This is a genomic window from Chromohalobacter sp. HP20-39 (assembly GCF_033052815.1).
In the GTDB taxonomy this organism is placed as follows: domain Bacteria; phylum Pseudomonadota; class Gammaproteobacteria; order Pseudomonadales; family Halomonadaceae; genus Chromohalobacter.
Window position 1 is genome coordinate 503,276 of record NZ_JAWHTP010000001.1, and the last position, 13,809, is coordinate 517,084.

The window sequence follows — 13,809 nt, forward strand, 5'->3', positions numbered from 1 at the left end:
AACCTTCGCTCATAGCACCACCCCCGGCGGCAGGGTATCGGGCAGGCTAAGCGTCTCGGTTTCCATCGAAGCGACCGGATAGGCGCAGTAATCGGCGGCGTAATAGGCACTCGGGCGGTGGTTGCCGCTATCGCCGATACCGCCGAACGGCGCATCGCTGGAGGCGCCGGTGGTCTGGCGGTTCCAGTTGACGATGCCGGCGCGAATGCGCAGCAGGAAGTCATCCCAGTCGGCTTGCTCACCGCCAATCAGGCCTGCCGACAGGCCATAACGGGTATCGTTGGCCAGAGCAATGGCCTCGTCCCAGTCGTGGTAACGATGCACCTTGAGCAGCGGCCCGAAGTGCTCTTCGTCAGGCACCTCGCAACCGGTGACATCGATCAGTCCCGGCGACAACAGGCTGGTGCCCTCTTCCAGACGGCGCAGTGGCGCCAGTACTCGGCCGCCGCGTGCGACGAAATCGTCTTGGGCTGCCAGCAGGCCATCCGCCGCCTCGACACTGGCCAATCCCGCATAGAACGGCGCCGGCTCGCTGAATGGCCCCGCCACGCGCAGCGCGCCAATGGCACGTACCAGCGCTTCGAGCAACGCATCACCCGCCGCGCCGTGGGGCACGATCAAGCGTCGCGCGCAAGTGCAACGCTGTCCGCCGGAGGCGAACGCCGACTGCAGGATCGACAATACCGCCGCGTCCTGGTCCGGCACGTCCTTGACCACCAGTGGGTTGTTGCCGCCCAGCTCCAGCGCCAGGATCTTGTCGACCTGGCCGCCGAACTGGCGATGCAGCAGCCCGCCGATCTTGGCGCTGCCGGTGAACAGCAGACCGTCGATATCGGCGCTGCCGGCCAGCGCCTGGCCGACCTCGGCCGCGCCCTGCACCAGGTTGATCACGCCGTCGGGCAGGCCCGCCTCGAGCCAACACTGCAACGTCAGATCGGCGGTCATCGGCGTCTGCTCGCTGGGCTTGAAGACCACCGCGTTGCCGGCCAAAAGCGCCGGGACGATATGCCCGTTGGGCAGATGCCCGGGGAAGTTGTATGGACCGTATACCGCCAGCACACCATGCGGGCGGTGGCGCAGCACCGCACGGCTGCCGCCGACATCCCGCGCGCGTTCGCCGGTGCGCTCGTGATAGGCGGTGATCGAAATTGCCACCTTGCCGATCATCGCGCCGATCTCGGTACGCGCTTCCCACAGTGGCTTGCCGGTTTCATGCGCGATGCTCGTCGCCAGCGCCTCGCGATTGGCTTCCAGACGCTCGCGGAAGCGCTCGACCACGGCCTGACGTTCTTCGAAACTGTGACGCGCCCAGGCGGGAAACGCCTTCCGTGCGCCGGCGACCGCCGCCTCGACCTGGGCCGCGCTGGCCGCGCTGGCACTCCATAGCGTCTCGCCGGAGACGGGATCGGTCTTGTCGAAACGCGCGGCATCACCCTCGACCCAGGCGCCGTCGATCAGCAACTGCTGTTTGGCTTGCATAATGCTCTCCTTGGCACCGCGCGCCACGCCCGCGATGCAACTCATATGAAGGCGCCGACTCAGGTCTCGAGCAGGCGCAAGCGGTCGCCCGCACCGACGTCGAGACGCCGAGCCTCATCCACGCTCAACGTAAGCACGCCATCCGCGCTGGGCCCGCGCCCGATCCAGGCGGCCCGAAATTCGCTAATGTTCGATGTCGCTACCAGCCAGGTCGGGCGTTCGACACTGGCGGCCTCGTCCACGATTTCCACGGGATAGGACGCCGAGTCGCGCACCGCGCGTACATCATCGATATAGGCCTCCACCGTGGGACCACCATCGAAGATGTCGATGTAGCCTTCCCAGCGCAGCCCTTCCTTCTTGAGCATTTCCAGCGCCGGACGGGTGTGCTCGTGAACCGCACCGATGCAGGCCCGCGCTTCTTCGGAAAGAAACGGCGTGTAGATCGGGAACTTGGGCATCAGCTCGCCGATGAAGCTCTTCTGTCCGAGGCCGGTCAAACGGTCGGCTTCATTGAAATTCATGGGGAAGAAGTGGCTGCCCAGGCACTCCCAGAACGCACTGGTGCCGTTCTCGTCGAAACGCCCGCGCATCTCGGCGAGCACCTTGTCGGGGAAGCGATCGCGGAACTCGGCGATAAACAACCAGCGCGCCTTGGACAGCAAGGCGCCGTTGCGATCGCGCCGGTATTCGGGGCGCAGATACAGCGAGCAGACTTCGGCGTCGCCGGTATGATCGGAGCTGAGAAACAGCGTATCGATGGTGCGATGCAAGTCGAGCTGCACCGATGAATGCGCCAGAGTGCCCAGGCGATAGTTGTAGAACGGCACTTCGCGGCCGACCTGCGCCTCGATGGCGCAACATCCGGCCAACTCGCCGTTGATATCGTCTTCGAGTACGAAGAAATACAGTCGGTCGTCGATGGCGCTGCGCTCCTCGAAGGCGCTGACCGCGTGCTCGATCTTGGCAGCGAGGAAGTCGCGATTGTCGGGCAACGAGGTGAACCCCACGCCGGTCTGCCAAGCCAGGGCTTGCAGCTCGTCGATATCGCGGCGTTCGATGGGTCGAATGCGCATCAGGTTTCTCCCTCGTCGAACTCATCCAGAACGGTGGGCAATGCCAAGGGCGCGGCCAGGACCGCGCGGCCTTCCTCGACGCCCAGCAATTCGGCATGCTCGGGCGTGAGCATCAACTGCCCGGTGGGCGACAGCGCATAGCGCGCCACCAGACAACGAAAGCCACCCAGTTGCTGATTGGCGATCAACGCCGGTTCGGCATCCGGGAGCACGTTGCCCGGGCGCAAGCGCACCGGATGCCAGCTGGCCTGACGCACGCTCTGCAGACGGTCGCGCTCGCCGCGCACCACCGGCCCACCATCGAAGATATCCACGTGCCGCGAGCGTACGAAGCCTTCACCAAGCATTTCCTCGAGCGCACCCTCGTGATCAGGATGCTCGCGGCCGATGGCGGCGCGCGCCTGGGGCGTGAGCAAGGGCAGGTAGAGCGGGAATTGCGGCATCACCTCGGCGATGAAGCTCTTCGAGCGTACCCCGGCCAACAGGTTGATCTCCTGAAAGCCACGCGCGAAGAAGTGCCGCCCGACGCTGTTCCAGAACGGCGACTCGCCGTGGGCGTCGAGATAGCCCGGGAAGGCCACGGCCAGAATCGACGCAAAGCGCTCGGGATACTGCGCGATGAACATCAACCTCGCGCGCCGCAACAGACTCTCCGCGCTGGTGCCCTTGTAACGGGCGTCCAACGACAGCGCGCATAACAACGTGGTCTCGGAGGTCTCGTGCGACAACGACAGCGTCTGCACCTCGCGGCGCACGTTGAGCTGCTGCGAGGCGTGAATCAGCGTTTCCTGACGGTAGGTGTAGTAGGCATCCATGGCGCCCGCCTGGGCGCGAATGCTGGCGGTCCCCACTACTTCGCCAAGCTCGAGATCCTCGAGCACGAAGGTATAGGCCTCGTCATCGGGAAAATCGACCTCGCGCGCCAGGGCCCGCGTCGAGCGTGCAATACGCTCCTCGAGGCGGTCGCGATGCGCCGGCAGATTAGTCAAACGCGGCGTGGCACTGCCCGCCAGGCGCTCCAGTGCCGGCAAGTCGCGGGGTTGAACGGGGCGAACGACAAGCATGGCAATGTCTCTCGGTTGCGGGTTCATGCGTCCTGCACGAAGCGCGCCACGGCGCGTTCCAGACGGGCCATCCCTTCACGCACTTCCGTCTCGGAGATCACTAGCGACGGCGCCATGCGCAGCACGTTGGGGCCGGCGACCAGCGCCATCAGGCCTTCGTCCATGGCCAGCGGCAGGATTTCCTTGGCACGCCCTGCGTAGGCCGGTGCCATCTCGGCCCCGAGCAACAGGCCCAGGCCACGCACTTCCTTGAAGATGCCGTACTCGCGATTGATCGCTTCGAGGTGCTCCTTGAACAGCGCATGACGATGCATCACACCTTCCAGGACTTCCGGGGTATCGATGGTTTCCACCGCCGCCAGGGCCACCGCGCAGGCCAGCGGATTGCCGCCGTAGGTAGAACCGTGGGTGCCCACCGCCAACGACGGTGCCACACGATCGGTGGTCAGCATCGCGCCGACCGGGAAGCCGCCGCCCAGTGCCTTGGCCGTGGTCAGGATGTCGGGGGTTACGCCGTAATGCATGTACGCATAGAGATGCCCGCTGCGGCCCACGCCCGATTGCACTTCATCGAACACCAACAGCGCCTGATGCTCGTCGCACAATGTGCGCAAGCCGTTCAGGAAGTCGGGGTCGGCCGGCACCACGCCGCCCTCGCCCTGCATCGGCTCGACCACCACGGCACAGGTCTCGTCGTCGATCAGCGCGCGGACGCTGTCGAGGTCGTTGTACACGGCATGTTCGATACGCCCGGGAATCGGTCCGAAGCCTTCGGAATACTTGGGCTGACCACCGACGCTGACCGTAAACAGGGTGCGGCCGTGGAACGACTGGCGGAAGGAGATGATCTTGTCCTTGTGCGCGCCGACGTTGTCGTACGCCCAGCGCCGGGCCAGCTTGAAGGCTGCTTCGTTGGCTTCACCGCCGGAGGAACAGAAGTACGCCTTGTCGGCAAAAGTACGCTCGACCAACGACTTGGCCAGGGCCAGCGCCGGCTCGTTGGTATAGACGTTGGACAGATGCCAGACCTTGTCGGCCTGTTCCTTGAGCGCCGAGACCAGCGCGGGATGACAATGCCCCAGCGCGTTGACCGCGATGCCGCCGGCGAAATCGATGTATTCGCGCCCGTCCTGGTCCCACAGACGGCTGCCTTCGCCGCGCACCGGAATCGTCCGCTGCGGAGAATAGTTGGGCACCATATAGCGGTCGAAATCGTCGCGGGTCGGTGACTGGGACATCGTGTTGGTCCTCCTGGGTGGGTCAACGAATACGGTAGGCTGGCATTGAGTATACGAGGAGGGGCGGTCTCGGGTCTTTCAGCGATGTGACGACGAATTATGAAAAGAGGTTGAGTTTTGTCGTCCACGCCCCGACTCATTTATTTGCAGGCTCATGGTCACGTCATCGCGACGTGAAGAGCCACATCGGACATACGAGGCGCTACAAGGAGACGCACCATGCAGATCGATCTCAGCGGAAAATCCGCCATCGTCACCGGTTCCACCGCCGGCATCGGCTTCGCCATCGCCCAGGGGCTGGCCGAGGCCGGCGCCGAGGTCACGCTCACCGGCCGCACCCAGGAGCGAGTCGACAGCGCGGTACAAACGTTGAAAGCCGATGTCTCGGGTGCAAAGGTGTCCGGCGTCGCCGCCGATCTGGGCAGTGCCGAAGGCTGCCAGGCGCTGATCGACGCGCGCGCGGATACCGATATTCTGATCAACAATGTGGGGATTTTCGGGCCGCAGGATTTCTTCGAGATCGACGATGACACTTGGGAGCAATTCTTCCAGGTCAACGTGATGAGCGGCGTGCGGCTGTCGCGTCACTATGCCCAAGGCATGAAGGCGCGCGGCTGGGGACGCATCCAGTTCCTGTCCAGCGAGTCGGCACTGAATATTCCCGCCGAAATGGTCCACTACGGCATGACCAAGTCCGCCGTGCAGTCGATCTCGCGCGGGCTGGCCAAGGTGCTGGCCGGTAACGGCGTCACCGTCAACGCGGTGCTGCCCGGGCCGACGCGCTCCGAAGGTGTGGTCAACATGATCGCCCAAATGGCCGAGCAGGAAGGCGTATCCCAGGAAGAAATGGAAGCGCGTTTCGTCAAGGAGAACCGGCCCAGTTCGATCATCGGCCGTCTCGCCACTCCCGAGGAAGTCGCCAACATGAGCGTCTACGCGGCCTCCCCCCAGGCCAGCGCGACGACCGGCGCGCCCCTGCGCGTAGAAGGTGGAATCGTCGATAGCATGGCGTAATGGAACTCGCACGGCCCGACATCCCGGGCCGTGCCTGCACCTCGCTGCGAGCCCATCCTCGTATGGACGCCCTGCCGGCAACGTGCTAAGACGGCGTTATGCCCTTGTCGGAGCGCCACGTCATGCTCAACACGACCGCCTGGAACCGTCTGCGCTATTCACTTTATGCGCCGCTCTACGACTTGGTGGTCGCGCGTGCGTCCCAGCGCGCGCGACGCCTGGCGTTGGGCGGCGTGCATTGGCGCCAGGGTCAGCGCGTACTGCTGATCGGCGCTGGCACGGGGCTCGACCTGCCATGCCTGCCACGCGATATCGAAGTGCACGCCATCGATATCTCGCCGATGATGATTACGCGTCTCGAGGCGCGTGCCGAGCGTCACGGGCTGGACGTCATCGCCGCGGCGATGGATGCTGCACGGCTGGCTTATCCCGATGCGCATTTCGACGTGGTGGTGATGCACTTGGTCGTCGCCGTCATGCCTGATCCTGAAGCCGGGCTGCGCGAGGCGCACCGCGTGCTGGTGGAAGACGGTCAGTTATGCGTGATGGACAAGTTCCAGAGCGATGCCCGCCCCGCCGGGTGGTGTAGACGCCTGGTGAACGTGGTGACCTCATTTCTGGCCACCGACATCACACGTCAGGCACGGCCGCTTCTGGAAGGCAACGGGTTCGTCATCGAGCACGACACACCGGTGATGATGGGTTCGCTGTTTCGCGCGTTGCTGGCCCGCAAGGCGTAACCGGAGCGATACGCCGACTTTTCATAAGACACGCCGGCTTTTAACAAAAGCCTAAAGCGACTTGCTGAGCCTGACGCGTGGCAAGCGTTCGCCACCTCGTGCCACCCAATCCTCGCCCTGATGCGCCCAATCGCGACGCACCAAGGCATCCGCCAGCACCAGGCTGGCCTCGATTCGCATGCACCTCACACCGCGTTGCTGGAGCTCGCCCTCGGCGAGCTCCAGCAAGCGGCTGCCCACGCCCCGTCCGGCCAGCGAGGGCCACACGTAAAGCGTCTCAATACGCCCGGCACCGGGATCGAGCTCGCAAAACCCGACGCAACGCCCGTCACAGACCGCCACCAGCGTGGGGTAAAGCACCTGGCGTGCCGCCCAAGCCTCAGCATCGCGTGGCAGCGCCATGACCCATGCCTCGCGTTGCGCCAGCGTGTAATAACCGGCGGCACCCTGCATCACGGCATGGTGAAACACTTCCGCCTGGTCGGCGGCATCGCGCGGCGTGGCCGCTCGATAGACGATTCGTTCGATCACCGTTGCCTCCTGAAAATGGCATGCCTGGCGGGTCACTCCGCAAGCGCCCAAACCGCCATGGTGAGGGGCACCACGCAGCCTACACAAGGCCCGGCCCAAGCGCTACGCTCGCATGTCTCGCCGCATGGGCCGGCATTGGGCATAATGCCACGATGACCGATCGCGACTTCCCCTCTTCCGAGATATCGGACACGTTCACGCTCACGCCCATCGGACGTATCGCCAGCGACTATCCGGACAAGTTCGGCATTCCGCGCCAACCGGGGCTGGCCAGTGCCGCGCGGGCGACGCTAACGCTTACACCGCCGTTCGACGATCCGCTCACTGTGCGCGGCCTGGATACCTTCAGCCATCTCTGGCTGACTTTCGTCTTCCATCAAAGCCCCGCGCGCTGGACGCCGCTGGTACGCCCACCGCGCCTGGGCGGCAATGCCAAGCAAGGCGTCTTCGCCACGCGCAGCACGCATCGCCCTAACCGTCTGGGGCTGTCGTTGGTCGAACTGGTAAAGGTCGACACCCGCCACGGCGTGACACTGCATCTGCGCGGACACGATCTCGTCGACGGCACGCCCGTGCTCGATATCAAGCCGTACCTGGCCTGGGCCGAAGCACTTCCCGAGGCACGCAGCGGCTTCGCTCCCGCGCCACCACCATCGCTGCCGGTGACGTTCTCGGCCGCTGCCGAAGCGGCCCTGCTGATGCGTCGTGACGGCGACTCATTGCGTGAATTGATTCGCCAGGTGTTGGCTCAGGATCCGCGCCCCGCATACCACAAGAACGCGCAGCATGCGTCCGAGCGCCACTACGGCGTGCGCCTGCGCGACGTGGACGTGCACTTCCACCCCAGCACGCCCAGCGACATCGACGCGATGCATGTGGCAGACATCGTCGTGGCGCCTTCTCCCGCGTGAACGACATCGGGGCGCCTTTGGGCGCCCCGATGGGGATAGGCCGGCGATGCGCGGCGATTAGAACGTGATGCCGATCCGCCGTCCGACTTCTTCATAGGCTTCGATGACACCGCCCAATCCCTGGCGGAAGCGGTCCTTGTCCATCTTCTCACGGGTGTTGGCATCCCACAGGCGGCAGCCGTCCGGCGAGAACTCGTCGCCCAGGGTCACCTGGCCGTCGAACATACCGAACTCGAGCTTGTAATCGACCAGCAGCATGTCACCGTCGAGAAACAGCTGCTTGAGGACCTCGTTGACCTGGAACGTCAGCGTTTTCATGGTCGCCAGTTGCTCGGGCGTTGCCCAGCCGAACGTCTCGGCCAGCGACTCGTTGATCATCGGGTCGCCGTTGGCGTCGTCCTTGAGGAACAACTCGAAGGTCGGTGGCGTCAGCGTCTGGCCTTCCTCGACGCCGAGCCGGCGTACCAGCCCACCCGCGGCCACATTGCGCACCACGCACTCGACGGGAATCATCTCGAGGTTCTTGACCACGCACTCGTCGTCGGAGAGCAGCGTCTCGAAATGCGTCGGAATACCCGCGGCCTGGAGCTTTTCCATGATGAAGGCATTGAACTTGTTGTTGACCATGCCCTTGCGCGCCAGCGACTCCTTCTTCTTGCCATCGAAGGCGCTGGTATCGTCGCGGAAGTGCAGGATCAAACGCTGCGGGTCATCGGTGCGGTAGACGGACTTGGCCTTGCCCGCGTACAGCTCGTCACGTTTTTCCATGGGGTCTCCACAATGGCCCCCGAGGGGCCGGCTGGCTCTTGTCTGAGCGCGGATCGCACGACCCGCGACGTATTCAAAGGCTATTCAAGGTGTCTCTACGATGCTAACGACGCAAGGCCTCAACTCAAGCGATGCTCTGCCAGGCGAAGCCGTGTTCCTGCGCCGAGACCAGCAACCGCGACTCATCGCCGGACAACAACGGCGTTAGTGCCTCCAGCGCCAATTCGGGGTGGTTGTTCTCCTCCGAGATATGCGAACACACGATACGCTGCAGACGATCCAGCCCCAGCCGCGTCAGAAGCTCGGCGGCCTGGACATTGGCCAAGTGCCCCCAGTGACCGCCTACCCGCCGCTTGAGGTTGTGTGGATAAGGGCCGACATCGAGCATGTGACGATCGTGATTGCACTCCAGAATCAATGCATCACAGCCTCGGAACGCATCGATGACGTGTTCACTGGGATGGCCGAGGTCGGTGAGCACGCCCAGATGACGGCCATGCGCTCGAAACCGAAATTGCACCGGCTCGCGCGCATCGTGCGGCACCGTCACCGCCTCGATCTCCAGCCCCTTGATCGCGAAGCGTGACTGAGGTACCACCCACTCATGACGCGGCACCTCTCCCAGGCGTCCCGAGAGCCAGGTCCCGACGGTCAGGTAGACCGGCAGTGCATAGCGTCGCGCCAGGGGCCCCACACCACGAATGTGATCGCCATGCTCATGAGTGAGCAAAACGGCATCGAGCTGGCGGGGATGCAGACCGAACTGTGCAAGACGACGCTCCGCCTCGCGCATACCGAAGCCGCAATCCACCAGCACATGCGTTTCACCGTCGCTGACCAACGTAGCGTTGCCCTTGCTGCCGCTGCCCAGCGACGCAAAACGCAGCGCCGGCGACGCGGACCAATCCGTCATGCCATCCGGCATCTCAGCGCAAGGTCGCCGCCACGGCACCGAGCACTTCACGGGCAGTGCCAGGGGCCACCTCGCCGCCGTCTTCACCGCTGACGATGACTCGTGTCGTCTTCTGATCCGTCGCATTGACATCGAGGCGATAGCGCTGTGTCGTTTTATCGCCACCGAACCAATCGAGCCAGTCGAACCAGCCGGCGTCGTCCTCGCGGGGGGTATACTCGATCACGAACTGACCGGCGCTACGATTCTGGTCGACCAGTGTGCCGCGCTCGTCCTCGAAGTTGTTCTCCAACTGATAACGCAGTTCCGGCCAGGCACGTTCAAGATTCAGCGCCAGCTCGAGCTGCCACTCACCATCCTGATTCACCAACCGTACACGGTCATCACTGGCAAGCGGTTGCGCTGCTAATGAGACACCGGCCTGATCGCCAGCGTTAGCGCTCAGATAGCGCTGCAACGCATCGAGGCACCGGACTTCGTTGGCGCTGTCTTCACAGCGCACTTCACTGGTGCCGCTGCGAAGCCCCTGGAGAACACGCAACGTTCCCAGGCCTGTCTCGAGACGCCCGCTATCGGCATCAGCACTCTCGATATTCGCTCCCTGCGCAGAGACGAAGCCCTGCAACATCGGCCAGACACCACCCGGCGCGGCATTGACGACCAACCAACGCTCATCGCCGGCCTCGCGGGACTCAACGAACGCCGCATCGGCTGCCTGGCCGGACGCCAAGGGACGTGGACGCGGCACGTCGAATTCCTCGTCCGTAGACGCGAAATCACTCTCGGCGTCGGGCACCGGCATGGCGTTCTGGTAACGAGACGGGGCGCGCGAGTCCGGCAGCGTCACTGGTTCGACCATCTCGGCATCGACATACTCAGTGTTACGGTCGTAATAAAAACCGGAACGACTACAGCCACTTACGACCAGAGTGGCGCCAATGATCAGCGGCATCCATTTAAGGACGGGTTTCATGCATCCACCTTCTTTATGCGTTGGTTGGCGTCGCAGAATGCCGCTAACGCCGATAAGCGTTCAGGCTCCCTTGACGCCTCGCGACGGTTTGTCAGCTTTCGGTCACACCCGCGAGCTGCAATGCTTCGCTCACGGTGGAGTGATACTTGTCGGATAGCCAAGTCATCGGTAGGCGAATGCCCTGCTCCGCCAGGCCCATGCGATGGAGTGCCCATTTCACGGGAATCGGATTGGCCTCGACGCCAAGCGCGGTATGCAACGGCATCAGGCGCGTGTTGATCTGATGCGCGCGCTCGTCGTCCCCGGCCACGGCGGCCTCGCACAGCTCGTGCATGGCACGCGGTGCGACGTTGGCACATACCGAAATGTCGCCATGGCCGCCCATCAGCATGAAATCGCACGCCGTGGGGTCGTCACCGGAATACAAGGCGAAGCCGGTATCCTTGAGACGCTCGACCAGTTCCTCGGCGCGCTCCAGGTTGCCGGTGGCATCCTTGAGCCCTACGATGTTCTCGATCTCGGCGAGACGGAACACGGTCTCGTTGTAGATATCCGAGCAAGTGCGACCGGGCACGTTGTAGAGAATGACCGGCAAGCCGCCACCTTCGGCGACGGCTTTGAAGTGCTGGTAAAGCCCTTCCTGCGTAGGCTTGTTGTAGTAAGGGGCCACCGACAAGCAGAGGTCCGCGCCGACTTCGCGTGCGTAACGTGCCAGTTCGACCGCCTCCGAGGTGGCATTGGCGCCAGTGCCGGCGATGACCGGGACACGGCCGTCGACTTCCTCGACGACACAGCGAATGACGTCGAAATGTTCGGCGAACGACATGGTGGTCGGCTCACCGGTGGTTCCCGCCGCGACGATGGCATCGGTGCCGTTGTCGAGATGAAATCCCACCAGGCGACGCAGCGCCTCCCAGTCGATATCGCCACTGACCTTCATCGGTGTCGCCAAGGCGACGATGCTGCCTGTGATCATGCTGCAGTGCTCTCCTGTGAATCGGGCCAGCGTGCCGCCGGCATGCGCGGGCGATAAAATGGGCGTACCGCTAACCGGGCGTTTCATACGCCGGACCGGCCTTTTTCGTCATGCTGTCGATCAGCATCAAATGGTACTCAGCCAGCTTCATCCTGTACAGAAGCGGCGTGCTTTGACACGCGCGCATGCCTGACATGTAATCTTGATCGCCTAGGTTCAGACAACGACAGCTTTCATATCATCACTCGAGGAGACCGTAATGAGCGTCAGCATCGGCCAACACGTACCCGACTTCAGCGCCCCGGCAACGGGCGATACGCAGATCACGCTTTCCGAACTCCGAGGTCGCCAGGTGGTGATCTATTTCTACCCCAAGGATAGTACGCCGGGCTGTACCACCGAAGGCGGCGATTTTCGTGACCACAAGGCCGACTTCGATGCCGCCAATACCGTCATTCTCGGTGTCTCGCGAGATGGGCTGCGTGCCCATGAGAACTTCAAGACCAAGCAAGGGTTCAATTTCGAATTGATTTCCGACAAGGACGAAGCACTATGCCAACTCTTCGATGTCATCAAACTCAAGAAGCTCTATGGCAAGGAACACCTGGGCATAGAACGCAGCACCTTCCTGATCGACACTGACGGCAAGCTGGCGCGTGAATGGCGCAAGGTGAAGGTCAAGGGCCACGTCGAGGAGGTACTCGACGCCGCCCGCGAACTCAATGCGGCCTCCTGATCACTATTCCGCAGGGGGAGAGCGCAGGTCTGGGTCGCGCACACCGCGCGGCCAGGCATACACCAACGCCTTGAGCAAAGTCGCCAACGGAATCGCGAAGAACACGCCCCAGAACCCCCAGATACCGCCGAAGAACAGCACCGCGAGGATGATCGACACCGGATGCAGGTTAACCGCTTCGGAGAATAGAATCGGCACCAGCACATTGCCATCCAATGCCTGCAGGATCGCGTACGCGACCAGGACATAGGCCAACTGCTCACTGATACCGAAGTGGAAACCCGCCACCGCCGCCACCGGCAGCGTCGCCACCGCCGCGCCGATGTACGGCACCAGCACCGACAAACCGACGACCAGGGCCAGCAAGGTGGAATAGGGCAACCCGAACGCCCAGAAGGTAATGAACGCCGCCACGCCCACGATCAAGATCTCGATCGCCTTGCCGCGAATGTAGTTGGCGATCTGGTCGTCCATTTCATGCCAGATGCGCGTCATCAGGACGCGCTTCTTGGGAAGCAGGGACAGCAGGAACAGCGTCAGGCGCTCACGGTCCTTGAGCAGGAAGAACACCAGAATCGGCACCAGCACCAGATAGACGATCATACCCAATAAATTGCCCAACGACGCCAGCGACAGTGTCAAGGCCCGTTGCCCGAGCTGGGTCGCCTCGCGCCCGGCGGTGGCGACCCAATCCTCGATCTGATTCGGCGTGATCAGGGTCGGGTAGCGCGACTGCAAGCCATCCAGCCACACCTGGCCACTGGCGAACATTCGCGGCGCCTCTTGCACCAGCTCCACCATCTGGTTCCAGACCAGCGGCATGATGATCAGCGCCAGGGCCAATAACGCGCCCAGGAAGATCAAAAACACGACCAGCACCGACAGCAGGCGTGGTAAACCGCGCCGTTCCAGCCACGAGACCACGCCTTCCAAGAGAAAGGCCAACACCAGCGCGGTGAAGAACGGTGCCAGCATCTGGCCCAGGCAGATGACGGCAGCGAAGCCCAGCACCAGAACGATGAGCAAGACAACCGCTTCCTCGTCCGAGAAATAGCGCTCCATCCACCCCTTGAAGAGGCCTTTCATCGTCATTCGGCGCTTCCCCGTTCACCCTTGCGTAACCAATAATGGTAGATGCCGTCTTTTTCTTCGCGCGCCTCTAAGTGGTGCACGCCCTGGGCGGCAAAGCTCTCGAAGTCCTGCCACGAGCCCGCATCGGTCGCCTTCACCTCGAGCAAAGCGCCCACTTCGAGCGTCGACAGAGCTTGCTTGGCCTTGAGTAGCGGCAACGGACAATGCAGGCCACAGGCGTCGAGCACGTGATCGGGTTGCAACGCCATCTGCGTCTCCCAGTGGTTCGATAGTTGAAAACGCCACGATTTAAAGGCAC

15 protein-coding genes are annotated in these 13,809 nt (G+C 63.2%); 4 read left to right on the forward strand and 11 right to left on the reverse strand.

The genetic code is table 11. The features are described 5' to 3' along the window. Positions 1–9: 9 nt before the first annotated feature. Genes astD through RVY79_RS02335 form a run of 4 tightly spaced genes read right to left on the reverse strand, consistent with a single transcriptional unit; the run spans position 10 to position 4,857 of the window. Positions 10–1,479: a succinylglutamate-semialdehyde dehydrogenase gene (gene astD, locus RVY79_RS02320; RefSeq protein WP_317462391.1), complete on the reverse strand. Its 1,470-nt coding sequence runs from the start codon at positions 1,477–1,479 to the stop codon at positions 10–12. Positions 1,480–1,538: 59 nt separating this feature from the next. After that, positions 1,539–2,555 (reverse strand): arginine N-succinyltransferase, encoded by a 1,017-nt coding sequence (astA, locus tag RVY79_RS02325; RefSeq protein WP_317462392.1) that lies wholly within the window; start codon positions 2,553–2,555, stop codon positions 1,539–1,541. Beyond that, entirely contained in the window at positions 2,555–3,619 is a 1,065-nt protein-coding gene (locus RVY79_RS02330) for an arginine N-succinyltransferase (RefSeq protein ID WP_317462393.1), read from the reverse strand. Before RVY79_RS02330 ends, astA begins: the two co-directional genes overlap by 1 nt. 23 nt (positions 3,620–3,642) lie before the next feature. Next, positions 3,643–4,857: an aspartate aminotransferase family protein gene (locus RVY79_RS02335; protein WP_317462394.1), complete on the reverse strand. Its 1,215-nt coding sequence runs from the start codon at positions 4,855–4,857 to the stop codon at positions 3,643–3,645. 219 nt (positions 4,858–5,076) lie between these two features. On the opposite strand from RVY79_RS02335, the gene RVY79_RS02340 reads away from it, so the two are divergent. Together RVY79_RS02340 and RVY79_RS02345 are read left to right on the forward strand one after the other, a co-directional pair. Next, positions 5,077–5,871, forward strand: coding sequence for an SDR family oxidoreductase (locus RVY79_RS02340; protein ID WP_317462395.1), 795 nt, complete (start codon positions 5,077–5,079; stop codon positions 5,869–5,871). A 122-nt stretch (positions 5,872–5,993) separates the two neighbouring features. Then, the gene (locus RVY79_RS02345) at positions 5,994–6,611 is read left to right on the forward strand and encodes a class I SAM-dependent methyltransferase (RefSeq protein WP_317462396.1); all 618 of its coding nucleotides are present in this window, start codon (positions 5,994–5,996) and stop codon (positions 6,609–6,611) included. Positions 6,612–6,662: 51 nt separating this feature from the next. Here the strand turns inward: RVY79_RS02345 and RVY79_RS02350 are convergent, their stop codons facing one another. After that, positions 6,663–7,142, reverse strand: a complete 480-nt coding sequence (locus tag RVY79_RS02350; RefSeq protein ID WP_317462397.1) for a GNAT family N-acetyltransferase — start codon at positions 7,140–7,142, stop codon at positions 6,663–6,665. Between the two features lie 152 nt (positions 7,143–7,294). Here RVY79_RS02350 and tsaA point away from each other — a divergent pair, with 152 nt between their 5' ends. Further along, positions 7,295–8,053 carry a tRNA (N6-threonylcarbamoyladenosine(37)-N6)-methyltransferase TrmO gene (gene tsaA, locus RVY79_RS02355; RefSeq protein ID WP_317462398.1) on the forward strand — a complete coding sequence of 253 codons (759 nt, stop codon included), beginning with the start codon at positions 7,295–7,297 and terminating at the stop codon, positions 8,051–8,053. A 57-nt stretch (positions 8,054–8,110) separates the two neighbouring features. Here tsaA and purC read toward each other — a convergent pair whose 3' ends face one another. The 4 genes from purC to dapA all read right to left on the reverse strand — a co-directional run bounded on the left by purC (position 8,111) and on the right by dapA (position 11,683). Further along, positions 8,111–8,821 carry a phosphoribosylaminoimidazolesuccinocarboxamide synthase gene (gene purC / locus RVY79_RS02360; protein WP_317462399.1) on the reverse strand — a complete coding sequence of 237 codons (711 nt, stop codon included), beginning with the start codon at positions 8,819–8,821 and terminating at the stop codon, positions 8,111–8,113. Positions 8,822–8,945: 124 nt separating this feature from the next. Further along, a complete protein-coding gene (locus tag RVY79_RS02365) occupies positions 8,946–9,734 on the reverse strand; it encodes an MBL fold metallo-hydrolase (protein ID WP_317462400.1) in 789 nt (262 codons plus the stop codon). A 13-nt stretch (positions 9,735–9,747) separates the two neighbouring features. Then, a complete protein-coding gene (locus RVY79_RS02370; RefSeq protein WP_317462402.1) occupies positions 9,748–10,707 on the reverse strand; it encodes a hypothetical protein in 960 nt (319 codons plus the stop codon). A gap of 91 nt (positions 10,708–10,798) precedes the next feature. Beyond that, on the reverse strand, positions 10,799–11,683 hold the full coding sequence (gene dapA, locus RVY79_RS02375) for a 4-hydroxy-tetrahydrodipicolinate synthase (RefSeq protein WP_317462403.1): 885 nt from the start codon (positions 11,681–11,683) through the stop codon (positions 10,799–10,801). 259 nt (positions 11,684–11,942) lie between these two features. Between dapA and RVY79_RS02380 the strand changes: the two genes are divergently transcribed. Beyond that, positions 11,943–12,419 (forward strand): peroxiredoxin, encoded by a 477-nt coding sequence (locus RVY79_RS02380; RefSeq protein ID WP_317462404.1) that lies wholly within the window; start codon positions 11,943–11,945, stop codon positions 12,417–12,419. A 3-nt stretch (positions 12,420–12,422) separates the two neighbouring features. On the opposite strand, the gene RVY79_RS02385 is transcribed toward RVY79_RS02380, so the two are convergent. Together RVY79_RS02385 and RVY79_RS02390 are read right to left on the reverse strand one after the other, a co-directional pair. Further along, positions 12,423–13,511, reverse strand: a complete 1,089-nt coding sequence (locus RVY79_RS02385) for an AI-2E family transporter (protein WP_317462405.1) — start codon at positions 13,509–13,511, stop codon at positions 12,423–12,425. Then, positions 13,508–13,759, reverse strand: a complete 252-nt coding sequence (locus RVY79_RS02390) for a sulfurtransferase TusA family protein (RefSeq protein ID WP_317462406.1) — start codon at positions 13,757–13,759, stop codon at positions 13,508–13,510. Before RVY79_RS02390 ends, RVY79_RS02385 begins: the two co-directional genes overlap by 4 nt. Positions 13,760–13,809 lie beyond the last annotated feature (50 nt).

Excerpts from the sequence above, each read along its gene's own strand:
- astD (WP_317462391.1), bottom strand. The coding sequence starts at position 1,479 with ATGCAAGCCAAACAGCAGTTGCTGATCGACGGCGCCTGGGTCGAGGGT.
- astA (WP_317462392.1), bottom strand. The coding sequence starts at position 2,555 with ATGCGCATTCGACCCATCGAACGCCGCGATATCGACGAGCTGCAAGCC.
- RVY79_RS02330 (WP_317462393.1), bottom strand. The coding sequence starts at position 3,619 with ATGCTTGTCGTTCGCCCCGTTCAACCCCGCGACTTGCCGGCACTGGAG.
- RVY79_RS02335 (WP_317462394.1), bottom strand. The coding sequence starts at position 4,857 with ATGTCCCAGTCACCGACCCGCGACGATTTCGACCGCTATATGGTGCCC.
- RVY79_RS02340 (WP_317462395.1), top strand. The coding sequence starts at position 5,077 with ATGCAGATCGATCTCAGCGGAAAATCCGCCATCGTCACCGGTTCCACC.
- RVY79_RS02345 (WP_317462396.1), top strand. The coding sequence starts at position 5,994 with ATGCTCAACACGACCGCCTGGAACCGTCTGCGCTATTCACTTTATGCG.
- tsaA (WP_317462398.1), top strand. The coding sequence starts at position 7,295 with ATGACCGATCGCGACTTCCCCTCTTCCGAGATATCGGACACGTTCACG.
- purC (WP_317462399.1), bottom strand. The coding sequence starts at position 8,821 with ATGGAAAAACGTGACGAGCTGTACGCGGGCAAGGCCAAGTCCGTCTAC.
- RVY79_RS02365 (WP_317462400.1), bottom strand. The coding sequence starts at position 9,734 with ATGACGGATTGGTCCGCGTCGCCGGCGCTGCGTTTTGCGTCGCTGGGC.
- RVY79_RS02370 (WP_317462402.1), bottom strand. The coding sequence starts at position 10,707 with ATGAAACCCGTCCTTAAATGGATGCCGCTGATCATTGGCGCCACTCTG.
- dapA (WP_317462403.1), bottom strand. The coding sequence starts at position 11,683 with ATGATCACAGGCAGCATCGTCGCCTTGGCGACACCGATGAAGGTCAGT.
- RVY79_RS02380 (WP_317462404.1), top strand. The coding sequence starts at position 11,943 with ATGAGCGTCAGCATCGGCCAACACGTACCCGACTTCAGCGCCCCGGCA.
- RVY79_RS02385 (WP_317462405.1), bottom strand. The coding sequence starts at position 13,511 with ATGACGATGAAAGGCCTCTTCAAGGGGTGGATGGAGCGCTATTTCTCG.
- RVY79_RS02390 (WP_317462406.1), bottom strand. The coding sequence starts at position 13,759 with ATGGCGTTGCAACCCGATCACGTGCTCGACGCCTGTGGCCTGCATTGT.